This is a genomic window from Clostridium sp., from assembly GCF_036639235.1.
Classification (GTDB): domain Bacteria; phylum Bacillota; class Clostridia; order Clostridiales; family Caloramatoraceae; genus Clostridium_AB.
Window position 1 is genome coordinate 1 of sequence record NZ_JAVWJB010000011.1, and the last position, 24880, is coordinate 24880.

At 33.3% G+C, this 24880-nt stretch carries 25 protein-coding genes, 1 rRNA gene and 1 other annotated feature; of the genes, 22 read left to right on the forward strand and 4 right to left on the reverse strand.

The features are described 5' to 3' along the window. The first annotated feature begins 79 nt into the window (after positions 1-79). From rrf to RR539_RS04745, 6 genes are all read left to right on the forward strand, one after another. Positions 80-196 (forward strand): 5S ribosomal RNA (gene rrf, locus RR539_RS04720). A 365-nt stretch (positions 197-561) separates the two neighbouring features. Continuing rightward, entirely contained in the window at positions 562-1614 is a 1053-nt protein-coding gene (gene thrC, locus RR539_RS04725) for a threonine synthase (RefSeq protein WP_332473174.1), read from the forward strand. 70 nt (positions 1615-1684) lie between these two features. Continuing rightward, on the forward strand, positions 1685-2578 hold the full coding sequence (thrB, locus tag RR539_RS04730) for a homoserine kinase (RefSeq protein WP_332483487.1): 894 nt from the start codon (positions 1685-1687) through the stop codon (positions 2576-2578). A 397-nt stretch (positions 2579-2975) separates the two neighbouring features. Continuing rightward, the gene (locus RR539_RS04735; protein WP_332473176.1) at positions 2976-3482 is read left to right on the forward strand and encodes a hypothetical protein; all 507 of its coding nucleotides are present in this window, start codon (positions 2976-2978) and stop codon (positions 3480-3482) included. 187 nt (positions 3483-3669) lie between these two features. Next, entirely contained in the window at positions 3670-5076 is a 1407-nt protein-coding gene (locus tag RR539_RS04740; protein WP_332473177.1) for an aminotransferase class I/II-fold pyridoxal phosphate-dependent enzyme, read from the forward strand. Continuing rightward, positions 5076-5660 carry a guanylate kinase gene (locus tag RR539_RS04745; protein WP_332473178.1) on the forward strand — a complete coding sequence of 195 codons (585 nt, stop codon included), beginning with the start codon at positions 5076-5078 and terminating at the stop codon, positions 5658-5660. Before RR539_RS04740 ends, RR539_RS04745 begins: the two co-directional genes overlap by 1 nt. 1 nt (position 5661) lies before the next feature. Here the strand turns inward: RR539_RS04745 and RR539_RS04750 are convergent, their stop codons facing one another. Next, complete coding sequence (locus RR539_RS04750; protein WP_332473179.1) at positions 5662-5901, reverse strand: hypothetical protein; 240 nt, start codon at positions 5899-5901, stop codon at positions 5662-5664. Positions 5902-6159: 258 nt separating this feature from the next. Between RR539_RS04750 and RR539_RS04755 the strand changes: the two genes are divergently transcribed. The 7 genes from RR539_RS04755 to rsmI all read left to right on the forward strand — a co-directional run bounded on the left by RR539_RS04755 (position 6160) and on the right by rsmI (position 11509). Beyond that, the gene (locus tag RR539_RS04755; protein WP_332473180.1) at positions 6160-6489 is read left to right on the forward strand and encodes a cyclic-di-AMP receptor; all 330 of its coding nucleotides are present in this window, start codon (positions 6160-6162) and stop codon (positions 6487-6489) included. A gap of 604 nt (positions 6490-7093) precedes the next feature. Beyond that, complete coding sequence (locus RR539_RS04760; RefSeq protein WP_332473181.1) at positions 7094-8059, forward strand: DNA polymerase III subunit; 966 nt, start codon at positions 7094-7096, stop codon at positions 8057-8059. Between the two features lie 3 nt (positions 8060-8062). Further along, positions 8063-8974: a PSP1 domain-containing protein gene (locus RR539_RS04765; RefSeq protein WP_332473182.1), complete on the forward strand. Its 912-nt coding sequence runs from the start codon at positions 8063-8065 to the stop codon at positions 8972-8974. Positions 8975-9000: 26 nt separating this feature from the next. Continuing rightward, positions 9001-9174 (forward strand): 4Fe-4S binding protein, encoded by a 174-nt coding sequence (locus tag RR539_RS04770; protein WP_332473183.1) that lies wholly within the window; start codon positions 9001-9003, stop codon positions 9172-9174. Between the two features lie 185 nt (positions 9175-9359). Then, positions 9360-9923 carry a TlpA family protein disulfide reductase gene (locus RR539_RS04775; protein ID WP_332473184.1) on the forward strand — a complete coding sequence of 188 codons (564 nt, stop codon included), beginning with the start codon at positions 9360-9362 and terminating at the stop codon, positions 9921-9923. A 16-nt stretch (positions 9924-9939) separates the two neighbouring features. Beyond that, a complete protein-coding gene (locus RR539_RS04780) occupies positions 9940-10668 on the forward strand; it encodes a tRNA1(Val) (adenine(37)-N6)-methyltransferase (RefSeq protein WP_332473185.1) in 729 nt (242 codons plus the stop codon). Position 10669: 1 nt separating this feature from the next. After that, on the forward strand, positions 10670-11509 hold the full coding sequence (rsmI, locus tag RR539_RS04785; protein ID WP_332473186.1) for a 16S rRNA (cytidine(1402)-2'-O)-methyltransferase: 840 nt from the start codon (positions 10670-10672) through the stop codon (positions 11507-11509). A gap of 160 nt (positions 11510-11669) precedes the next feature. Here rsmI and RR539_RS04790 read toward each other — a convergent pair whose 3' ends face one another. Both RR539_RS04790 and RR539_RS04795 read right to left on the reverse strand, forming a co-directional pair. After that, entirely contained in the window at positions 11670-11906 is a 237-nt protein-coding gene (locus RR539_RS04790; protein ID WP_442878389.1) for an AbrB/MazE/SpoVT family DNA-binding domain-containing protein, read from the reverse strand. A 450-nt stretch (positions 11907-12356) separates the two neighbouring features. Further along, positions 12357-12815 carry a hypothetical protein gene (locus RR539_RS04795; protein ID WP_332473188.1) on the reverse strand — a complete coding sequence of 153 codons (459 nt, stop codon included), beginning with the start codon at positions 12813-12815 and terminating at the stop codon, positions 12357-12359. A gap of 277 nt (positions 12816-13092) precedes the next feature. Between RR539_RS04795 and RR539_RS04800 the strand changes: the two genes are divergently transcribed. The 4 genes from RR539_RS04800 to RR539_RS04815 all read left to right on the forward strand — a co-directional run bounded on the left by RR539_RS04800 (position 13093) and on the right by RR539_RS04815 (position 15829). Then, entirely contained in the window at positions 13093-13683 is a 591-nt protein-coding gene (locus RR539_RS04800; RefSeq protein WP_332473189.1) for a nucleoside recognition domain-containing protein, read from the forward strand. Position 13684: 1 nt separating this feature from the next. After that, entirely contained in the window at positions 13685-14197 is a 513-nt protein-coding gene (locus RR539_RS04805) for a spore maturation protein (RefSeq protein WP_332473190.1), read from the forward strand. Between the two features lie 469 nt (positions 14198-14666). Beyond that, the gene (locus tag RR539_RS04810; RefSeq protein ID WP_332473191.1) at positions 14667-15215 is read left to right on the forward strand and encodes a hemerythrin domain-containing protein; all 549 of its coding nucleotides are present in this window, start codon (positions 14667-14669) and stop codon (positions 15213-15215) included. Between the two features lie 272 nt (positions 15216-15487). Further along, a complete protein-coding gene (locus tag RR539_RS04815; RefSeq protein ID WP_332473192.1) occupies positions 15488-15829 on the forward strand; it encodes a hypothetical protein in 342 nt (113 codons plus the stop codon). 482 nt (positions 15830-16311) lie between these two features. On the opposite strand, the gene RR539_RS04820 is transcribed toward RR539_RS04815, so the two are convergent. Then, entirely contained in the window at positions 16312-18333 is a 2022-nt protein-coding gene (locus tag RR539_RS04820; protein WP_332473193.1) for a methyl-accepting chemotaxis protein, read from the reverse strand. Positions 18334-18624: 291 nt separating this feature from the next. After that, positions 18625-18840: a binding site (T-box leader), on the forward strand. A 50-nt stretch (positions 18841-18890) separates the two neighbouring features. On the opposite strand from RR539_RS04820, the gene metG reads away from it, so the two are divergent. The 5 genes from metG to RR539_RS04845 all read left to right on the forward strand — a co-directional run bounded on the left by metG (position 18891) and on the right by RR539_RS04845 (position 24010). After that, positions 18891-20840, forward strand: a complete 1950-nt coding sequence (gene metG, locus RR539_RS04825; protein ID WP_332483489.1) for a methionine--tRNA ligase — start codon at positions 18891-18893, stop codon at positions 20838-20840. Positions 20841-21346: 506 nt separating this feature from the next. After that, complete coding sequence (locus RR539_RS04830) at positions 21347-22000, forward strand: DUF3267 domain-containing protein (protein WP_332473195.1); 654 nt, start codon at positions 21347-21349, stop codon at positions 21998-22000. Positions 22001-22109: 109 nt separating this feature from the next. Next, positions 22110-22487: a GntR family transcriptional regulator gene (locus tag RR539_RS04835; protein ID WP_332473196.1), complete on the forward strand. Its 378-nt coding sequence runs from the start codon at positions 22110-22112 to the stop codon at positions 22485-22487. After that, entirely contained in the window at positions 22488-23354 is an 867-nt protein-coding gene (locus RR539_RS04840) for an ABC transporter ATP-binding protein (protein ID WP_332483490.1), read from the forward strand. Continuing rightward, the gene (locus RR539_RS04845; RefSeq protein ID WP_332473198.1) at positions 23354-24010 is read left to right on the forward strand and encodes an ABC-2 transporter permease; all 657 of its coding nucleotides are present in this window, start codon (positions 23354-23356) and stop codon (positions 24008-24010) included. Before RR539_RS04840 ends, RR539_RS04845 begins: the two co-directional genes overlap by 1 nt. Positions 24011-24880: the final 870 nt, after the last annotated feature.

The window sequence follows — 24880 nt, forward strand, 5'->3', positions numbered from 1 at the left end:
TAGATCGAGGGCTTAATCTAAGTTTTTAAATGCTGTGCAGTTTTCAGAGAACTAAATTAGTTAACTGAAGATAATGCGATCAAGTGATGATGGCAGAGAGGATACACCCGTTCCCATACCGAACACGAAGGTTAAGCTCTCTAACGCCGATAGTACTAGTCTGGTGACGGACTGGGAGGGTAGGAAGTCGCTTGGTTGAAAACCTCACAACTTGTGAGGTTTTTTATGTTGCTTGAAAATATTTACGAAGTAACCTATAATATTTTAAGTAACTTATTAAATGGCGAAGTTTTTCTTCACAATTTTTACTTACTGTATGGCTATGGTATAATTTCCATAGCTTTTTTTTATTGCCTAAAACCAAATTATATAAAAACAGTAGAATTTATGATAAAATCTATAGAAATAGGTATATATTCCAGACTAAATATTTATAGTTATTATATAGGCTTAACTGTTGATAATAGTAGCCTTCTATGTTATTATAGGGATATTAGTATTTAGTAGGAATACATATGTCTATATACGGAATACATATTATATATTTGGAGGTTTATTTGTATGAGGTGGATGGGTTTAGTCAACGAATTTAGAGAGTATTTACCGGTAAGTAAGGATACTAAGGCAATTACATTACATGAGGGTAATACACCATTAATTAGAGCAGAGAATTTAGAGAAGCTTATGCCAGGTATTGAAATATATCTTAAGTATGAAGGTCTTAATCCTACAGGTTCATTTAAGGACAGAGGAATGACTATGGCAGTTACTAAGGCATACGAAGAGGGATCAAAGGCAGTTATCTGTGCTTCAACAGGTAATACTTCAGCTGCAGCGGCTGCTTATGCTGCTAAGGCTGGAATGAAGTGTGTGGTTATTATACCTAATAAGAAAATAGCAATGGGTAAGCTTGCACAAGCTATTGCATACGGCGCAAAAATTATTGCTATTGATGGAAACTTTGATGATGCACTTAACATGGTTAAGGAAATTTCAGCAAAGCATCCAATAACTATGGTTAATTCAATTAACCCTTATAGAATAGAAGGACAAAAAACTGCTGCATTTGAAATTTGTGAGCAGTTAGGTAGTGCTCCTGATTATTTATCAATTCCAGTAGGTAATGCAGGTAATATTACTGCATACTGGAAGGGATTTAAGGAATATAAGGAACTTGGAAAGGTTGATTCACTTCCGGCTCTAATTGGATTCCAAGCTGCAGGTGCTGCACCTATAGTTGATAACAAGGTTTATGAGAATCCAGAAACTATAGCAACTGCTATTAGAATAGGTAATCCGGCTAGCTGGGACAAGGCTCTTGCAGCTCTTGAGGAATCAAATGGAGAAATTAACAAGATAACTGATGAAGAAATCCTAAAGGGATACCAATTACTTGCTTCAAGCGAAGGTGTATTTGCTGAGCCTGCATCAAGTATTTCAGTAGCAGGTCTTTACGACCTATATAAGCAAGGTAAGATTAAGAAGGGTGCTAAGGTTGTTTGTATTCTTACAGGTAACGGAATTAAGGACCCTGATACTGCAGTAGGTCTTAAGGGAGACTTTACTGTTGTTGATTCAACACTTGAGGCTATTGAAAAGGAAATTATTGGTTAATTTAAAATATAAAATTTACAACATAAAGCCACCTATCAGGTGGCTTATTTTACTAGGGGAGTGAATATAAGTGGTAAAGGTAAAGGTGCCAGCAACTACTGCAAACATGGGGCCAGGTTTTGATGCTCTTGGAATGGCGGTAAGTATATATAATTATATTGAAATTGAAGAAACTGAGGGTAGAGTTGTTACCCTAGTTGAAAATGAGCCATTAGACCTTACTGATGATGAAAACTTAATTTATAGAGCTCTTGTTAGAGTATACGAAAAGGTTAATGTGAAGCATAAGGGATTTAATATCCATGTATATAAATGTGACGTTCCAATGTCTAGAGGACTTGGAAGTAGCGCAACTTGTATAGTTGGAGGTATACTTGCAGGTAATAAGCTAACAGGAGATAAGCTTACTGTAGAGGAGATGCTTGAAATAGCTAATGATATGGAGGGGCATCCAGATAATGTTGCTCCAGCACTTCTTGGTGGTATGGTTTCATCTGTTCAGGAAGATGGAAAGGTATATTATTCTAAGGTATCATTCCCAGAGAATCTTCTATGTGCTGTTATGATTCCAGACTTTAAGGTAAGTACAAGTGAGGCTAGAGGGGTACTCCCAACATCATACTCAAGGGAGGAATGTGTTTATAACATTTCAAGGGTTGCTTTATTTGTAACTGCCCTAGCTAATGGAGAAACTGATAACCTTAGACATATTGTTAAGGATAAGATTCATGAGCCTTATAGAGGAACTTTAATTAATGGATATAATGAAATATTTAATGCTTCTAAAGAGGCAGGAGGACTTTGTGAATTCATAAGTGGGTCAGGTTCAACACTACTTGCTTTAGTTGATAGAAATAATACTGAGTATCTAGAAAAAATGAGAGAATATCTTGATACACTTAATAACAAGTGGACAATAGATTTAGTTGAATATAGTAAAATAGGTGGAGAAGTTATAAGTTAGTTTAGTTAATATAATATTAAATTAGGATGTTATTAACTTTAATATATTTTTTATTTTCAGGCTGTTAATATGATTAACAGCCTGAAATTGTTTAGAATTAAATATTTTTCTTTAATGCCTATTAAAAACCCTATGAAATTAGATTTTATTATAGGATATTTACATTATTATCAGAGTTTATATTCTAATTATTAGCACCTCTTTAATATAAACGTCTAATAGTATACGAGAAACCTCAAATAAACTATATAACATATAATAAACCTAGATAAATTGACTAATTGGCTATTTTTTAAAGAAATTGGTCAAAACTAGGTGATTACTGCCATAGTGTTTGTAACGCAACTTAAGTATAATCAATCTGTTATTATAAATGTTTTGAGGAGTTAATAGATAAATGGGTGCATTATACAGAGAAGATGTTAAATGTGATGACAAGGGTATATTTAGAGGAATTATAGTTGGTACACTTACAACATATATAGTGTTGTTGCTTGCTGTGTTACCAGAGGTGGTAATGCTAGGAGAATATTATTTACTTGTATTAGCAGTAGGTGGCGCAGTTACGATAGGAGCTATATTATTTTCTAAGAGGAAAATGAACAGGATATATAGATATGAAATTATAGATAATGAAATAATAATAGAAGATGTTACAAATGGTAAGAGAGTAGTTAAGCTTAACTTTAAGGCAAAGAACATAGTTATATTAGATAGCTGTTCATGTAAAGTTCCAGCAACTAGGGTTTATAAGAAATACGACTTTACGTTAAATCCTAAACATAACTTAACCAAAACTTGCATATTTGAAAAGGATGGAAAACTTTATAGATTCGCCTTCGAACCTAGTAATGCTTTAATCGACAAGATTGAAGCGCTAAGATGTAATAAGGGACTTGCTTAAAATATAAGCAGGTCCCTTGCTTTATGTTCTCAAACTATTATTAGATTAGAAGTATAAGGGTAATTTATGATTAATATCTTAAACTATAAATAATAGCACAAATAGGAAATATATTAATCTTCCTTATATTGTGGTTTGTTGAATTTCTCATAGGTGATATAATTTTAAGTAATTAGGAGGGTTTTTTATGAAAACACCAATTATGGATTCGCTTATTAGATACTCAAAAGAAAACAATATAAGATTTCATATGCCAGGACATAAGGGGCGCACCCTGAGTAGTCCTAATATGGATCTTTTTCGTGATATATATAATATTGATTTAACTGAGGTTGAGGGTACAGATAATCTTCACTGCCCTGAGGGGGCTATTAAACAGTCACAGGAGATGGCAGCAGACATTTATGATGCGAATTCTTCCTACTACCTTGTTAATGGTTCAACTAGTGGAATTTATGCAATGATAGGAACTGTTGCAGGATTTGGAGACACTATTATTGTTCAGAGAAACTGCCATAGATCTGTTTTTATGGGTTGCTATATGAATAATATTCAGGGGGTATGGGTGGCTCCTAGGATTATCGAGGAGTTTAATATAGCATCATGTGTTACGCCAGAGGATATTGAGAAGGCGGCTAAGGAGAATCCCTATGCGAGGGCTATAGTAATAACTTCGCCTACATACTATGGAACCTGCGCCGATATAAAAGGTATTAGCACCATTGCTAAAAAGTATAATATGAAGCTTTTAGTTGATGGAGCACATGGAGCACATTTTCCTTTTTCAGATAAGATGCCAAGCTCAGCTATTATGCAGGGTGCCGATATGGAGGTTATTTCAACACATAAAACTCTACCATCGCTTACTCAAACAGCAATGCTTAATGTCTCAGATTCAATAGATAAGAATAAGTTAAGATTTATGCTATCACTATATCAAAGCACAAGTCCCTCATATATATTAATGGCTTCAATTGAGGCTGGAATTAGCTATATGAGTGAAAATGGTAACAAGGATATAGACAGGGTTATTACCTATATTGAAGATTTTAAGGCAAGTATTCCATCATCATATAAAGTACTAGACAATCAAAATGGGGATAGATTAAGACTTGTTATTAAGTGTCCACTTGGAGGTAAGGTTACTGAGGGGATACTTAGGGAAGAATATAATATTCAAGTTGAAATGGCAGATATTAATAATATTGTTGTTATAGGAAGTGTTTTTGACTGTGAAGAGGATTATAAAGCCCTACTTAATGCATTAATTAATATAGACTCTAGAGAAGATGTTTATAATACTAATACTTTTATAGATGGATTTGATTATTCTTCTACTAGCAAAATATCTATTAGAGAAGGATTTGAAGGAAAAAGTATAGAAATTAAACTTAGTGATGCTATAGGTAAAATTAGTGCTACTATGCTATCACCTTATCCACCAGGAATACCAGTACTGCTTCCAGGGGAGGAAATTACAAGGTCAAAGTTAGATTCCCTATATAGGGCAATTGAAAACAATATACAGATTAACGGATTAGATGATTTAAATACGAAATGTATTAAGGTTTTAGATACTAGGAGAGAGTTATAATGGGAAAGATATTTTGTTTAATGGGAAAGAGTAGTTCAGGTAAGGACACTATATATAGTAAAATTAAAGATGATGAGGATTTAGGGTTAACTCCACTTGTTACCTATACAACAAGACCTATCCGTAGTGGAGAGGTTAATGGATGTGAATACTTTTTTACAGATTTAGAAACACTAAATAAGTATAGGGAAGATTCTAAGGTTATAGAGTGCCGTGTATATGCAACTGTTAATGGTGATTGGCACTATGCTACAGTTGATGATGGACAGCTTGACAAGGATATTAATTATATTCTTATTACAACACTTGATTCTTACACTTCACTTAAGAATTATTTCTCAAGTGATAGGGTTATTCCATTTTATGTAGAGGTTGAAGATGGGGTAAGACTTGAAAGAGCCTTATCTAGAGAGAGGACCCAGCTAAGTCCTAACTACAGTGAGCTGTGTAGAAGGTTTTTAGCTGATAGTCAGGACTTTAGTGAAGAAAGGCTTAATAGTTGTGGAATTGTTAAGCGTTACATTAACAATGACCTTAACAGCTGCATTAAAGCTATTAAGGAGGATATATTAAGATTATTATAAACTAATCATTTTCACATGGTACTCCGTCATGTATAGGAGTTGATTCATCACTACTACCACTAAATAGGTCATTAAGGAATTGTTCTTGTGTATCTATTACAAGTAGTAGTGTTCCAACGCCAACTAGGAAGTTACCTATAATATTAAGTTCATCAATATCTGCACCCTCAGCTATTTCAATAGCTAAAACAGCAGATAGTAGGGTTAATTCCTTACTTGTCATGGTACTAAAATGCATCATAGTTTTTTCACCTTTAATATTAATTAGTACTATACTATTAGTTAAGGAATTATAATATTCGACTTTTGGCTATGATTTTTATATATTTAGTTAGAACTTTAAGTAGTATAATAGAATTTATTATTCTTATAACAAATTCTATACCTACTTTCATATAATGTATGGTTACTACTTTTACCATTAACATAATTATGGTGTATAATGTATATAACTTAATTATGGGCATTATAGTTAATAATTTATTTAGGAGTGATTAACATGAAGCTTATTATTGCAATAGTACATGATGATGATGCAAGTTATGTTATAAGTCAACTTAATAAGGCAGACTTTCAAGTAACTAAGCTTGCAACAACTGGAGGATTCTTAAAAGCTGGAAACACTACTATACTTACAGGAGTGGAAGACGAACAAGTACCAGATGTTAAGAAGATAATTAAGGATGTATGTAAAACACGTAAGGCCACTGTTGCCCCACCTACATCAGTAGTAGGAGGAGGAGGTATGTATATACCATCACCTGTAGAGGTTACAATAGGTGGAGCTACGATTTTTGTTCTTAATGTAGACGAATTCGAAAAAGCGTAGGTTTGTTGGAATAGTACAGGTGGATGTAATTTATCCTCACATAGTCTTTTAATTAAGGGTTAGTCCTGTTAGATTTGATATGTTCTAATTGGCTAGTGAGATTGTAACAAGAACTTCTAAAACAAAAAATTTAGGTATACCTAAGATAACCGTAAAACTCAGCTAAAGCTTCAAACACTACGGTTTTATCTAAGGCCTACCAGAATTTTTTATTTAAGAATTTCTAAGTCTAAGCTTAATGCAATTAGCCCATATCAAAATCTAACATGAAGTATTAATCCTTAATAAAGGGTGTAGCCGGATAAATTGATCCACCATGAAGCAATTCAACGGATTGAAGGAATATAAGTTGGTAGCTTTGAAAAAGCTACGGGGAGATAGCAACATAGTTGCTATCTTTTTGTTTTGGATAGATTAATGTAGTAGATATATTGGATTTATATTTTTATGGGGGATATCAACTAGGGTTGATATTTTTTTATTTGAGAATTTATAGGGTTTGGGTTTTAGAAGTTAGTATATTTTTTGATTAAATAGAGGATGTTTTTTATATGTGGGGTATTAATGTTATAATAGGGTATTATGGTTTGAAAGGAATGCTAGTATGTTTGGTATTGTAGGTCAGGATAAGGTTATTGAGCTTTTTAACTCCTCACTTAAGGGGAATCGTATTGCCCATTCTTATCTTATAGAGGGAGATAGGGGTCTTGGTAAGAAGAATGTTGCTTTTTATATTGCTGCGTCTCTTTTATGTAGAAGTGAAGATGTAGGTCCCTGTGGTGATTGTTCTGTTTGTAGAAGGATTAGGGAGGGGAATCATCCTGATGTTAAGATTGTTTTAGAGGATACTGTTAAGATAGATAATATTAGGCTTTCTATTGAAGAGGTTTATAAGAAGCCATATGAGGGTGATCGTAAGGTTCTTATTATTGATAATTTTCATACCACAACAATAGAGGGACAGAATGCTATTTTAAAGACACTTGAGGAGCCCCCTGCAGCTTCTACTATTATTTTATTAGCATCAACTACTTTAACAATACTTGATACTATAAAGTCTAGATGTCAGATTATTAAGCTTTTCCGCCAAGATGTTTCTCTTATTAAGGAGAAGCTCATAGAAGAGGGATATTCAGAGGATGAAAGTGTTTTTGCTTCCCTTTATAGTGAGGGAAATTATGGTGAGGCACTTAAGGCCTGTTCAGTAGAGTTTAATTCCTTAAGAAGTGAGGTTTTAGAAATAGGTCTTAATTTATTTAAGGTTTCTAAGTTTGAGGCTATGGAAATAGCATCAGGGTTCACTAAGTATAAGGATAATATAGATAATGTTTTAGGTATATTAACATCTCTATATAGGGATATTATTATATTGAAGATTGACCAATCAAGCGAAAACATAATAAATAGGGATAATTTTCAAATATTAGTTGAGGAAAGTTACAGATTATCTTATAATAGATTAGATAAGGCACTTAGGGTTATAACTGACACTAGGAAAAGGCTTATTAGAGATACCAACTTCCAACTAACTATGGAAGTTATGATATTAGGTATACAGGAGGCAAAATAAAGTATGATAACAGTTGTTGGTGTTAGATTTAAAAAAGCAGGTAAGATATACTATTTTGACCCAGATAATATAGATATAAAAAAGGACGATCAGGTTATAGTTGAAACAGCTAGAGGACTTGAATTTGGAGATGTTGTAATTGGGCTTAGAGAGGTTCCTCAGGATTCAATTGTAGCTCCTTTAAAAAAGGTTATTAGGGTTGCAACAGTAGAAGACCTTTATAAGAATAGCGACAACAAGAAGAAGCAGGAAGAGGCATACGGTATTTGCCTAGAGAAGATACATAAACATAATCTGCCTATGAAGCTTATAGATGTAGAATACACTTTCGACAACAGTAAGATTATATTTTACTTTGTAGCAGATGGAAGAATAGACTTTAGAGAGCTTGTTAAGGACCTTGCAGCTATATTCAGAACGAGAATTGAGCTTCGTCAAATAGGTGTTAGAGATGAGTCTAAGGTTATTGGTGGACTTGGACCATGTGGTAGAAAGTTATGCTGTTCTAGTTTCCTTGGAGATTTTGAACCGGTTTCTATTAAAATGGCTAAGGAGCAGAATTTATCACTTAACCCTACTAAGATTTCTGGGGTATGTGGAAGACTTATGTGTTGTCTTAACTATGAACAGGATACTTATGTTGAAATTAGGAAGAGACTACCTAAGGTTTCATCAATAGTATCAACACCAGACGGAAATGGTGAAGTTGTTGAGAATAGCGTACTTAAAGAGAATCTTAAGGTTAGAGTTAAAAACGACAACGATGAATTCGAAATTAGAGAATACAAAATAAAACAAATAAAGCTTAAAAAAGGTGAATTTGAGCATGTTGAACTATCTGAAGAGGAACTTAAGAAAGAACTTAAGAAGCTTGGTGAAGATGGAAAGACTATTTCAAACCTTTTAAAGGAATAATATAACTACTTGCAGGAGGTATATTTATGGCATTTAAAATATTAGAATCATGTATTTCATGTGGTGCTTGCGCTTGTGAGTGTCCAGTTAATTGTATTTCACAGGGAGATGTAATCTTCGAAATAGATGCAGCTCAATGTATATCATGTGGAAACTGTGCACTAGTTTGCCCAGTTGGGTCACCTGTAGAAGAAGACTAAACCTTCTTCACATAATTTAATCAAAATACTTTAAGGCTACTATTAGTAGCCTTTAGTTTTTTTATTTGTAGAATAGTAAATTACACAGTTTAAATCAATTGTATTAGGTTGCAAGTGACATAGTTTTAATATTGTGGTACATATATAGATAATAACTAGCGATGAGAATTTATATTGGAGGGTACATGGGAAAATTAATTGGAATTATACTAATAATGTTTATGTTACTAGGGTGTGAATCAGCAGGAATTGATACAGGTAAGGTACCGGTTAATTTAGAATCTGGTTCTCAGGAAGGTGATGCTAGTAAGCAAGCCACACCTATTAGTGAAGAGGCTCTACAGAGCATGCCAAGCTTTGAAACACTTAACCTAGATGGTAAGAAGGTTTCAAGTGATGACTTTAAGGGTAAGATTACTATTATTAATTTCTTTAATACTTGGAATGCTGATAGTACTAAGGAAATCGATATATTAGGGTTACTTCAGAAGGAGTATGTTAACAAGGGCATAGAAATTGTTTATATTAGCTCCAATGATAAGATTGAAGATATTAAGAAATTTGGAAAGGAACACCCTATAACATCATCACATTTATTGTTAGATGGTGATGGTAAGATTGGGAAGCTATTCAAGGTTGATAAGATTCCTACAACCTATATTATTAATAGGGATTCAGCTGTAGTAGCTAGATATGCTAGGGTTATAGACAAAAATGAGATGAAGCTAGTTTTAGATGCTTTACAATAAGCTAGGAAGGTGAATCATGTTAAGACCAGGTGAGAAAATTGAGGATTTAGATCTTAAGGGACTTAAGATAATACAGAACAAGGAATGGTTCTGTTTTGGAATAGATGCTGTACTACTTGCTGATTTTGCAAATGCTAAGAGAAGCAGTAAGGTAGTAGACTTTGGAACAGGAACAGGTATTATTCCCCTACTTATGGAGGGGAGATACGAGCCATCAGAAATAGTTGGAGTTGAGGTTCAAGGCGAGGTTGCTGAAATGGCTTCAAGAAGTATGGAGCTAAATGGATTATCACATAAGATTAATATTATTAACGAAGACATTAAGAATTACAAGGCTATAGGGCCAGGGTATTATGATGTTGTAGTTTGTAATCCGCCATATAAGAAGAATAATACAGGGCTTTTAAACCCTACAGATAAGAAAGCCATATCACGTCATGAGATATTAATAACACTTGATGATATTATATTCTCAGCATCTAAGGTTCTTCAAAGTGGAGGAAAGCTTTATATGATACATAGGCCAGAGAGGCTAGAACATATTATACTTTCACTTCATAAGCATAAGTTTGCACCAAGAAGACTTAGGTTTGTCCATCCTAAGGAGGGAAAGAGCCCTACTATGCTACTTATTGAGGCTGTACGCAGCGGAGGGGACTTTTTAACCATAGATAGTCCATTATATGTATACAACTTAGACGGAAGCTATACAGAGGAAATAAACAGAATTTACGGTAGGTGTTAATATGGGACAATTATATCTAGTTGCAACCCCAATAGGGAATCTTAAAGATATTACTATTAGGGCTATAGAAATGTTAGAAAGCAGTGATATTATAGCTGCAGAGGATACAAGACAGACACTTAAGCTACTTAATCATCTTGGAATTAGAAAGCCTCTTATAAGTTATCATGAGCATAACAAGAAATTTTCAGGTGATAAGCTTATAGAGAAGCTTAAAGAAGGAAACTCTATTGCACTTGTTTCAGATGCAGGAACTCCTGGTATATCTGACCCAGGTGAGGATATAGTTAAGCTTTGTATTGAAGAGGGTATAGATGTTTTTGCCTGCCCAGGACCAGTTGCAGGTATATATGCACTTACTGTTTCAGGGCTTCCTACAGATAAGTTTGTGTTTGAAGGTTTCCTTGAGAAGGAAGGTAAGGGTAGACGTGAGGGACTCCTTAAGCTAAAGGATGAGAGACGTACAATTATTCTTTATGAGGCACCACATAGACTTCAAAAAACCCTATCAGAGTTATATGCTACTGTTGGAGATAGAAAAATTGCTATATGTAGAGAACTTACTAAGCGCTATGAAGAGGTATTAAGACTTACACTTAGCCAGGCAATAAAGCATTTTGAAGAGGTTCAGCCAAAGGGTGAATTTGTACTTATACTTCAAGGGCTTACAGAGGAAGAAATCGAAAAACAAAAGGAAGAGAAGTTTAAGGACCTATCTATTCGTGATCATCTAATTCAGTGTATAGATTCAGGAATGAGCAAGAAAGATGCTATTAAGTCTGTATGCAAGGAAAGAGGCATTCACAAGTCAGAGGTATATAAAGAGTCAATAGACATATAAAAGTCCCTTAGAGCTCAAATAGAGCTTAAATAAGGATGTGTAGGACAAGTCATACTATATAGGAATAATATTCTAATATAGTATGACTTTTTTATTATTTATTACAAAGCAAAAGCCACCAAACAATGTTTGGTGGCCAAATACATGGAATATGTATTGCTTACTTAAGTTCTGATAGACAATCTTGACAGATGTTCTTACCCTTGAAGTTTTCAACGTCCTTAGCATTTCCACAGAAAATACAAGCTGGTTGGTACTTCTTAAGTATGATTTGCTCTCCGTCTACATATATTTCAAGCGCATCCTTCTCAGCAATTTCAAGAGTTCTTCTAAGCTCTATTGGAATTACAACTCTTCCTAATTCGTCTACTCTTCTAACTATACCTGTTGATTTCATATACATATCCTCCTAAATTTCACTTAAATATTCGACATTTTTCATCAATATGAATAATAACAAAAATACCAATTAAAGTCAACCTTTTAGGTAAACGTTTTACTCAGAAATATGTGGGGTTATTTACAGTTTATACTATTTATTTTTTTTGCTGACTCCAATATATAGAATATAATAGCAAATATATGAAAATAATTAAATAAATTTGCAAAAATTGTTGTTATATAACATGTATCGGCTAGGATATAGTTAACTTAAGTGACTAATGTTTCCTAAAAGAAAATTTTACGATTTTAAATATTAAGTAAATATTAAGTAAATATTAAGTGAAAATAAAGTGCAGTTCGATATAATTCGACAAAAAATACGCATAGACTTGTGAAAAATTAAAAAATAAAATATTTTGTATGATTTGTAAAAAATAAAAAAAGTTGTATAGACATAAAATATCTATACAACTTTTTTATTTGTGTTTTTGATGTTAATTTTATATTCGTTTGGAGTTAAGGCAACATTAAAGTAACATACATTATCTCCAATATCGGAGATCCATTTATACCCGTCTATAATTATATTATCAATTTTTACAGATTCTACTTCTTCTACCCTGCCATATTGTGAAAACCACTTAATGACTTCCTTAAGAGTTAGGTTTTCTGTTAGGGTGTAAATATCTTTTCGTTGTGCATATAAATTGTAAAGTGCAAATTTCCTTTGAATTGATCCATACTTATTCTTAAATAGGATCAGATCATCAAAATATTCGATTTCTCTGTCAGTATCATTTTGGTAAAGCTCATAGACTCCACAAAAATTCCTCTTTAATATTCGTATGTCACCCTCAGTTACTTCAACATGAATATGACTCCCTTTTTTAAGAGTGGTAACCTCATCTGGTTTGAATATCAATTTAGACACCTCCAAATAAAATTTTGTCACTTCCAAGATGTCAACTAAAACTACTATTATTAATAATATATAATATTTGTTTGAATATTTCAAATTAAATAACAGTTATGTTTTGAAATTACAATAGATATTATATATATCGACTATTATTTTACGATATTTACGGTAAAATGTAAATATTATGCAAAATAAAGAAAAATATGTACGTAAATTTTCACCTTAAATTTTCATATACATAAGTATGAAATATTTTTATACATAGTTTAAGGAGAAGATTATGATTAATATTATTTGGTTCATAATGATAATTCTTGGAGTAATAAGTTTTATTATTAAGGGGGAATCCCACCTTCTAGTATCTACAATAAGTACTTCAGCAGAAAAGTCTGTGAAGCTATTAATAACACTTGGGGGAATGATGGCTGTATGGAGTGGAATAATGAAGCTTTGTCAGGCCTCATCATTAGTTGATATTTTAGCTAAAATACTAAAACTGCCTATGAGGTTCTTATTTAGAGGACTATATGAAAAAAGCCCTAAGGCCCAGGGCAATATAATTATGAATATAGCATCTAATATGATGGGACTTTCTAATGCAGCTACACCATTTGGAATTAAAGCAATGGAAAGTCTACAGGAAATAAATCCTAAAAAGGATAGGGCATCAGACTATATGGTAACTTTTCTTATAGTTAATGCTGCATGTATTCAGTTCCTACCAACAACAGTTATATCTATTAGAGCAAGCCTTAATAGTGCAAACCCTTCAGATATTATAATTCCAACAATACTAGCAACAGGAGCATCACTTGTAGTTGGGCTTATAGCATCATCAATATTAAGAAGGTTAACAGGTAGGAGGGGATAAAATGTCACAGTACATAATACCAATGCTTATACTATTTATTCTTTTATACTCAGCTATAAAAAGGGTAAAGGTATTTGAAGAATTTGTAAATGGAGCAACGGATGGATTTAAATCAGTTATAAAAATAGCTCCATTTTTATTAACAATGTTATTTGCAATTGATATATTTAGAAGTTCAGGTGCACTAGATTATGTATTATCATGGATAGCACCATTAATAACTTGGATGGGGGTTCCTGAGGGAGTAATTCCTATGATGATAATTAAGCCACTTTCAGGAAGTGCCTCACTTGGGGTAATGACGGATATAATGAACACCTATGGAGTTGACTCTATGGAGGGAAGAATAGCAGCAGTACTTATGGGATCAACAGAAACAATATTCTACACTCTAAGTATATACTTTGGAGCACTTGGAATTAAGAAAATAAGACACAGTCTTTCAGCGGCGTTAATAGCCCACCTTGGAGGGTGCATAGCCTCAGTTTATATTTGCTATATGTTTTTTAAATAAGATTTTAAAGGTTATTTCAAAGTTAATAAATTTTGGGATGACCTTTTTTGTAGTTTAAGTGAGGTAGTAGGTGGGGGCTTAGGAGATATTCGGTGGGATTTTTCCTAGAGGGTCTAAGGCACAAAAGTACAAATCCACTAAGGGCTGGCTAAAACTCGGTTCCCTCAAACACGCCGCCATCCCTAAGTGTCTTTGAACTTTTGCACCTAAGACTCTCTAAGTCAAAACCCAATAATATCCCTAAAGCCCCCACCTACTACCATTAACTTGCTCAACAGAATGAAGGGGAGAAAATTTATCTACTTATGAAACTTGAGGGAATAAGAGATGGAATTTTTTTTGATGATAGTTATAAACAATAATACTATGTTTATCCTTATAGGGGATTGATAATTTTAATACTATTGTGGATATACTAAGTTTAATATATTAGAATTTTTTTAAGATACTGAGATGAGGAGGAGTCATTATGAATTCAATAGATATAATGATTAATGAACATAGGAATATAAGCAGGCTTATTGTGGTTATCAGGAAGATGAGCTTAAACATATTAAATAATGGGATGATAGACTACAATGACTTTTATGATGTAATTAACTTTGTTAGAGATTACGCAGATAAATACCACCATGGTAAGGAGGAGAAAATCCTATTTAAGTACATGGTAGAGGAATGTGGCAAGGTAGGAGAAAACATGATTAATTATGGGATGCTTCTAGATCATGACCTTGGTAGAAACTATATAAGAAACCTTGAGGAAAGTGTAAACCTTGTTAGATTAGGTAATAAGGATGCTAGGGTAGATGTTATTGCAAATGCAGTAGGATATGCAAATCTCCTTAAGGATCATATAGAAAAGGAAGATAATGTGGCCTACACATATGCAGCTAGAACATTAGCTAAGGAAACCCTTGAAAAAATTGAGGAGCAATGCATGGAATTTGATAAGAATAACTATGAGGTACAGGAGAAGTACCTGTTTATATTAAATAAACTTGAAAATAAATATAAATAAAAAAATAATTCCTTCACGGGGGGGCGAAGGAATTATTTTGGGGGTATTTTGTAAAAAAAGTTTGATACTATCATTTGGGGGAATGATAGGTATTACAATACAATCAATAATATCTAGAAAAAGGGGGATATAACATATTGTATTGTATTTATAGTATGGACAGATAAACAGGTTTTATACACCCATATAAAAATTTTTTAATTTAATATAGTTGTAATATATTTCTAGTAGAGTGATGGTAATATATAGAAAAAGGTTAATGGAGGTATTTGGTGGATAATATTAAGGTATCAATTAAAAAGGTCCTTAAAAACAAATGGTTTTTAGCAGTACTAATAATTGTAACCATATTTTACACATATGAGGGAGTAGGAAGATGCCTACTAAGACAAAAAGCAGGAGCTTTCATCGCCTACAATAAAGATGTAAAGGCAGTAGAAGAGGTCTCAACAGGATACACGCCATTTAGGGCAAGACTTATGGGTTTTAACCCATGGCATATAACAATAAAATATAAAAACAAACATCCAGACAACAGAAATGTAGAAGAATACTACAACATTAAAAACCCCTTTAACATCTACGAAAAACTAGAAAAATCAGGTTGGAATTAATACCTGTAAAAATTATAAATACAATAATTAAATAAAATTAACATTAAAGAGGTAGTAACCCTAATTACTACCTTCTATTTTTTAAAAAAAGCTCTTACACTTCTCACCCCAAATTTAAATAAGGTAGGTAGCCTCCCGTAAGTTAATTTCCAGCCTACGGCTTTGTAAAGCCATCCTATATAACTCTCAAGCTGCTGAGCTAGCTTCATGATAAGATATTGTATCCTAGGCTGTACCCTCTGGTTTCGACTTAGAGGGTCTTAGGTGTAAAATGGAGAGACCCTTAGTAAAGACTATTGTTTGAGGCTCAGCCGAGTTTTAGTCTGCACTTAGGGTATCGCCATTTTATGCCTTAGAGCCTCTTGAAGAAATCCAAAACGCGGTCTGCCTAGGATACAATATCTTATCTGTACAAGTTAAATCAGTGAAAACTAAAGGAAGGCAGCAATTTCATGCTACCTTCCTTTTCTAACTATTTAATATTACATTTTAAATTTGTTTACGTTATTCATAAGAATAGAGCTTAGAGAGTTTAGTCTATCTACTGAACTTGATAGGTTCTGTGCAGCCATTCCCATTTCATCTGCTGAGGCAGCTATTTCCTCTGATGAAGCAGAAACCTCCTCAGCTATTGCTGATGCTCCTTCTACCTTAAATAGAATATTTTCCTTATCATTATTTAGGCTGTTTAGTGAACTAGATGCACTATCAACCTTAGGTGTTATTTCTGTAACTCCATTATTAATTGTTTCAAATGATTTTATTGCAGTGTAGATATTCTCTTCCTGTGAAGCAAGTTCTGTGCTAACAACATCTGTTGAGCTTGCCATATCCTTAGCAACTGTAGATATTTCAGTTACTATATTAGATATCCTAATTGAAGACTCCTTAGATTGTTCTGCAAGCTTTCTTATTTCATCAGCAACAACTGAGAATCCACGTCCAGCCTCACCAGCTCTAGCAGCTTCAATTGCAGCATTAAGTGCTAGTAGGTTAGTTTGGTCTGAAATACTGTTAATAAGGTCTGTAATTTCATTAATTCTATTTACATTACTTTCAACAATTTTTGTTTTTTCTATAAGGGTATCAAACATGCCATTAAGGTTTTTAACTGAAGAAATAACAGTATCCATATCCTTATTACTAGTGTTTGCCATGTTTTTGATTTGATTTGTTCCATAGTCAACAAGCTTCATGCTTTCAATAACCTCATCAAGCTGACTACTAAAGTCCTCAACAATTCCAGTAATAGATACTAGGTCTTCAGCCTGTGAAGTATTACCCTGTGCAACATCATTAGTAGCTACTGTTATGTTTTGGCTAGATGAATTAAGTTCAACTGATACAGCATTTAATTCATATGCCTCAGAGGAAATGTTATTAGAACTTTCCCTAATATCATTTAACATAGCTATAATTGATTCCTTCATAGTGTTAATAGCCTTAGCCATTGAACCTAACTCATCTTTTCTATGTAAAAGTTCCCTTGGAATACTACTAGTTAAGTCACCATTTGCTATTGTTTCTAGTTCCTTAACTGACTTGTTTATTGGGTTTGTTATGTATCTAGCAACTATAAATGCAACAAGTGCACCAATGATTATACAAATAACTGAGAAAATTATTGTGTTAATCATTAATGAAGAAATTTCTGATAGAACCTCAGTTGAGTCTATAGAAACAGCTATTGACCATCCATAGTCCTTAAGTGGAGCGAATCCAACATATTTTTCTTCACCATTTATAGAGTAGTCTCCTATGCCTTTTTGGCTTGCTATCATCTTGCTTTCTACAGTAGCAAGTCCTTTTAGGGCCTCATTTTTCTTAGATAAATCAATTGTATTATGTTGTTCTAAGACTCTTTTTTCGTCTTTAGCAGCAATTAATGTACCCTTTGAGTTAATCATGTAAGCTTCGCCTGTTTCCCCTAGTTTAACCTTACCTGTGTGTGCAGCAAGCTCTTGACCAGGTCTTACAGCATTAATTGCACCAATTGCTTTACCATCCTTCATAATGGGAACAGTATACATAACTATCATAGATCCTGTACTTTTACTAATTACAGGGTCTGAGATACTTGTTTTACCTTCCATTGCAAGTTTGTATCCATCTTCATCAGCAACGCTAAAGGAAGATGAATCTGTACAGTAAGCATCACCATTACTAAGAATAAGTGTCATGCTAATATGTTCCATTCTCTTAACTTCCTTATTAAGCTGTTCAAGCTTAGCAGTAACTTGAGCCTTATCATCAAGTAGAACAGGATCAGTAGCAACATGCTCTAGTACTTTAATCTGTTCATTTAATGAGTTTTCAACCCTAGCTGCAGATTGTTCAGCTATTTCTGGAAGGGTTTTGTTAATAGTATCCATTACAGCGTTTCTAGCAATAAAAATAGAAACAGCTGCTAAACCTACACATATAACAGTTACTAAACTAACAATAATTAGTAACATTTTTGAACGTAGGCTTTTTGAGTTAGAAGATCCTTTTTTAGTTTTCATAGATTTCCCCCCAATTTTATATTTTGGTACCCCAAAACACATTAAAAATTAATAAATAAAAATCACAAAGCAAAAACCATTAAAGTGTACCTAATGAAATTTTTACTAATAAATTAATTATATATCATCAAAGTATTGTTTTTCCACAGGTATATATTTCCCATTAATTATAAAACTTATAGTAAATTCTAATAAATGTAATATTAAGTATTAAAAAATTTTAACAATGTATAATTTTTTTAATAATAGAAAGAATATTTGACGAGGGAATTATTTTCAGTTAACATATATTTGTATGCAATGAAGGAAAGAGTACTATTAGATACATATCTTTAGAGAGCTTAGTTAGGTGAAAATAAGCGTTATGTTATAGTAGGAAGATGGCTCCTGAGCTTAGCTTTCGAATAATTAGACTGCTACGGTTTGCACCGTTATATGCTAGATCGATTGATCAAAGAGGCCATTTATTGGCGAATTAGGGTGGTAACGCGGTGCTTCGCCCCTAGGATACTAGGGGGGAAGCTTTTTTTTATACATTATTTTAAGGAGGAGTTTACATGACTAAGAAACCATTTTATATTACAACACCAATATATTACCCAAGCGCTAAGCTACATATAGGTAATACATATTCAACAGTTGTTGCAGATGCTATAGCAAGATACAAGAGACTTGCTGGATATGATGTATGCTTTTTAACAGGTACAGATGAGCACGGACAAAAGATCCAAAGAAAAGCAGAGGAAAAGGGTGTAACACCTATTGAATATGTTGATGAGATTGTAAGTGGTATTCAAGAGCTTTGGAAGCTTATGAATATCTCAAATGATAAGTTTATAAGAACAACTCAAGATTTCCATATTTCAGCTGTTCAGAAGATTTTTAAGAAGCTTTATGAGCAGGGAGATATATACAAGGGACATTATGAAGGTAAGTACTGTACACCATGTGAGACTTTCTTTACAGAAACTCAATTAGCTGAAGGTAACTGTCCTGACTGTGGAAGACCAGTTGAGGATGCACGTGAAGAGGCTTACTTCTTCAAGCTATCAAAGTACCAGGATAGACTACTTGAGTACATTGAATCACATGATGGATTTATAGAGCCAGAAAGCCGTAAGAATGAGATGATTAATAACTTCATTAAACCAGGACTTGATGATCTTTGCGTTTCAAGAACTACATTTAACTGGGGAATTCCTGTAACTTTTGATGAGGGACACGTTGTTTATGTATGGATTGACGCACTTTCAAACTACATTACAGCACTAGGTTATAACGGAGAAGATGATTCAGAATTTAATAAGTTCTGGCCAGCAGATGTTCATATTGTAGGTAAGGATATTATTAGATTCCATACTATTATATGGCCATGTATGCTTATGGCACTTGACCTACCGTTACCGAAGAAGGTATTTGGACATGGATGGCTTCTAGTAGATGGAGGGAAAATGTCTAAGTCAAAGGGTAATGTTGTAGACCCAGTATTACTTGCTGAGCACTTCTCAGTAGATGCTATTAGATACTACCTTCTTCGTGAAGTTTCATTTGGTTCAGATGGACAATATACAAGTGAAAACTTCATAAAGAGAACTAACTCAGACCTTGCAAATGATTTAGGAAACCTAGTATCAAGAACACTTCAAATGATTATTAAGTACTTTGATGGAAACATTTCAAAGGGAGTATTTGAGGGAGAATTTGATGCATCACTTAAGGGATTTGCAGAGGAAACAGTTACTAACTACACATCATTAATGGATAGCTACAGAATAAATGAAGCTGTTGAAGCTGTTATGAAGCTTGTTTCAAGAGCTAATAAGTATATTGATGAAACAGCACCATGGGAACTTGCTAAGGATGAAGCGAATCTAGATAGACTAAGAGGTGTATTATACAACCTAACTGAAGCTATTAGATATATAACAGTACTTATATCACCAATACTACCTGATACAGCATGTAAGATGGCTGGTCAATTTAAGTACGGTGAAGAAGTTCTAACACTTGAAAGCCTTGCAGCATTTAACGGAGTAGACCTTAACCTAAAGGTAGAGCGTGGAGAGGTTATGTTCCCAAGAATAGATGCAGTGAAAAAACTAGAGGAACTTGATAAGATCCGTGAAGAGGCTCTTAAGGCTGATGGAGTAGAGAAGAGAGATATAATTCCTATAAAGGAAGAGATAACAATAGATGACTTTTCAAAGATAGACCTTAGAGTAGTTAAGGTACTAGAATGTGAAAAGGTTAAGAAGGCTGATAAGCTATTTAAGCTTACAGTAGATCTTGGTGGAGAAACTAGAACTGTAGTTTCAGGTATTGCTAAGCACTACACACCAGAAGAAATGATAGGTAAGAAGGTTATATTAGTTGCTAACCTAAAACCTGCTAAGCTTCGTGGAATAGAATCACACGGAATGATTCTTGCAGCTTCATCAGATGATGATAGCATCCTAGAAGTTGTTAACATTAATAAAGAAATAGAAACAGGAAGCCAAGTAAGATAAAACCGAAAAAACAGGGTTTTTTCGAGTTTGCCGAGGACCGCTAAAGCTACTGCGCGCCACCTAAAGGTGGCACTTGGGTCCTCATAAGGAATGGTCAGCGGGGGCACATGTCCCCCTCGACCATAGATTTAAAGAAAGAGGGATAGCTACTGATTTATAATCAGTAGCTATTTTTTATAGTGTAGTTAAGGTAGGGAACTTTACGTATGCTTTCCATTAGCAAAATCATCCCTAATCCATTAAGCTATATAATAGAATTAGGTTTGGAAAATTCAGCAGCCCTTAAGTAACCATGTAAACCTGCTTAGGAAGAGTAGAAGGGGGGGGCTTTGAAAAAGCCTTAGTAAGGGATGTTTTTTAGTAATAGGATGAAACAATGTGGGGCACCCTCGACCATGGATTTAAAGAAAGAGGGATAGCTGTATATGATTTAAACGTGTATATGGGTGTGGTAATTTATGTTAGGATATAGATGAGTTTTAGATTGATTAGTTTGGAGGAGTATTATGTATAACATAAAGTATATGGGTAAGTATGAGTGTGAGGAGCAGTTGTTAACTGGGGAGCTTGATTCTAGGGCAGTTAAGTATGATGAGCCTGATAGTATTTCAGAGATTTTTAATATGGGGTTTAAATTGTTTTCCCCTGTGTTTATTGCTATATTTGTATTGATTTTTATTAGGGTAAGATTTTGGAGTGTGTCTATATGGGATATTAATTTTGTTAACTTAGGGCTAGCCCTAGTTGTTGGATTTGTGCTGCAAATAGCTTTTATAGCTGTACATGAAATATTACATGCAGTATCTTTTCCTAGGAAGGCTAGAAAGGAAGTGTGGGTTAAGCCTAGTGAGTTTGTAGCCTTTGTTTATTCAAGTGCAATAGTATCTAAAGTAAGGTTTATATGGATGAGTCTATGTCCTAATATTATTTTAGGTTTTATACCTTATTTATTATGGATGTTAGGGATATTTGGTTTTGGTTCACTATTATCCAATATAGTAATTATTACTGCTATGTTTAATATTATGTCAGGAGTTGGAGATTACCTAAATGTATATTTAACTATTAAACAGGTTCCTAAGGGGGGATTCGTTCAAAGCTATGGACTCCATTCATATTGGATTAGGGAAAGTAGTGAAAATAAGAGGAAGTTTGATTAGTTGACTAGGAAATTTTATATATAAATATAATATATACATTGACAAAGTGTATATAAGTGAATATAGTGTACTTATACAATAAGTACACTTAGGGAAAGGAAAGTAGTTTGTGGAAATTATAATTAGTAGTAATACAAGTAAGCCGATTTATGAACAGATAACATCACAGATTAAGGCCATGATAATGGCTGGGGAGCTTAAGACTGGGGATTCTATTCCTTCTATGCGTTCTCTTGCTAAGACTATACATGTTAGCGTAATTACTGTTCAAAAGGCTTATGAGGAGTTAACTCGAGATGGTTTTATTGAGACAACTGTTGGTAGAGGAAGCTTTGTTGCAGCTCGGAATAAGGATTTTATACAGGAGCAGCAGCAAAAGCAGATTGAGGAGCATTTGGCTCAGGCTGTGGACATTGCTAGAACTAATGGTATAAAGCTAGATAAGTTAACTGAGCTTTTAAGAATATTTTATGAGGAGAATGAGTAGATGGGATATGCTTTAGAGATAGAAAATCTTTGTAAAACTTATGAAAGTAAGGATTTTAAGCTTGATAATGTTACCCTTAAGATTCCTAGAGGCTCTATTATGGGTTTTGTAGGTAAAAATGGTGCAGGTAAAAGTACAACAATAAATACAGCCTTAAATATTACAAGTAGGGATAGTGGAGTGGTTAAGTTTTGGGGAACTGATATGACAGATGAGTCTACTTTAGTTAGAGAAGATATAGCAGTGGTATTTGATTCTGTTAATTTCTATGAGGAGCTTACAGTTAAAAAGCTTGAAAAGGTTCTTTCAGGAATATATAGAAACTGGAATAGTGATATATTCTATTCACATCTAGAAAAATTCAAGCTTCCAATTGATAAGAAGATAAAGACATTTTCTAGAGGTATGGCAATGAAGCTATCTATTAGCGTTGCTATGTCTCATAGTGCAAGGCTTTTAATACTAGATGAGGCTACAGCTGGACTTGATCCTGTTATTAGGGAAGAGATTCTAGATATGTTTTTAGAGTTTGTATGTGATGAGAAGAATTCTATTTTAATATCTTCACATATATCAAGTGATATTGAGAAAATAGCAGATTATATTTCAATTATAGATGAAGGTAAAATCATCTTAACTGAAAGTAAGGATAACCTGATTTATAATTATGGAATTGCACGTATGAGGCAAAGTGATTTTGATATGGTAGAGAAAGAGGATTACATATCATATAGACATAGGGGGCTACAAATAGATGCATTAGTTTCAAATAAGACTAGTTTTTCTAAAAAATATCCACATATTATCTTAGATGAAGCAAAAATAGATGAGATTTTACCTCTTATAGTAAAGGGAGGGGATATATAATGAAGGGTTTAATAATTAATAACTTTTACTCTGTTGGGAGCACTCTAAAATGGACTATAGGAATTAGTATTATTATAAATATAGCTGTAATGATAGGGGCAGTAGTATATCCAACTATTATAGATATATTGCCAGTGTTAATGCTTGCCCAAATAGGGGCATTTGTAGGGTTAATAGGTACTGCACTTCAGAAGGATTCAACTTCTAAATGGAGCAAGTTTGAAAGAACCCTACCAGTAAGGGTATGTGACATTATAAAGGCAAGATATATATCATTCTTAATATTTTCTGCTATAGGGGTTGGACTTGCTACGATTACAGTAGTAGTAATGTCTATTGCTTCTATGGAATCAATGAACTTTGAAAGAGTAGGCTATGGGTATGGGTTTGGTATAACATTCGCACTACTAGTCCCTGCAATAATGTACCCACTTATATTAAGATTTGGAGCAGATAAGTCAGAAATACTACTTATGGTATCAGTTCTAGTGGTTACATGTTTATTTTTTGCTGGAAGTGCATTAATTGGACCATACTTAGAGAACTTACAGAGTTCGGATATAATATATAGATTAGGGTGGATTACTATAAGTGTTGCATGCTTTATAGGTTCATATTTTATATCTCTTTCCATATATAAGAGAAAGCAGCTATAAGTTTTAGCCGTGATTATGGGTTTAAGAGATAGGGTTTAATTACTTAATAAGGTATTTAGAAGGATGGATTATAGTGATTCATCCTTTTGTATTTATAGATTATAAATTATAGGGGGATGGGTAAGTAGAATGAAATGTATTATATAGTAGACAAATTTTATCTACTATATATAAGAAGGAATTTTTATATATAATAGAAGGGAATTTTTACTTGTAGTGATTTTGCATTATTTATATATGAGGATATACTATTTTATGTTAACCTAGTAGCTAAATATTATTGTTATAATGTATAGTAAATAATAAATATGGTTACTATAATAAGGTGGACAAGTTGCCTGGATAAATCTTTAACTAGTATGTTAAAAATGACCCTTTAAAATAAATTTTTTTAAAACAATTGTTAATAATAGTAATTTAAAAAAATACAAAGGACAGAATTTTTAGTCAAATAATGCTGTCGCTAGGATGGTTTAAGTATGGAAGAGGTAAATTACCATAAAATGTAATGATATATAGGACGGTTATGAATTTAACTATTTCGTAACTAATTGAGTCACAAGGGATAGGATAGTGATAGTCTGAATTTTGTAGTATCATATTTATATTTACACAATTAAAACTATACAGTTTAGAATTGTTCAAAAAACCTATATGTCAAAGAATGTAGAACTATGTTACTGAAAGTAAATTAATTCCTTTTATGGGGAAAGAAAAGGTACGAGTTCATAAAAAGTTAACAATTTGTGCAAAATTATTAATTTGCTTTTTGAAAAACATGCTGATATAATGAGGGGCATAAGTTTTCCCCGGAATTTCCGGTGGTAAAAACTTAGTACAAGCACATTGAATCTGCATGAATTTCATTCT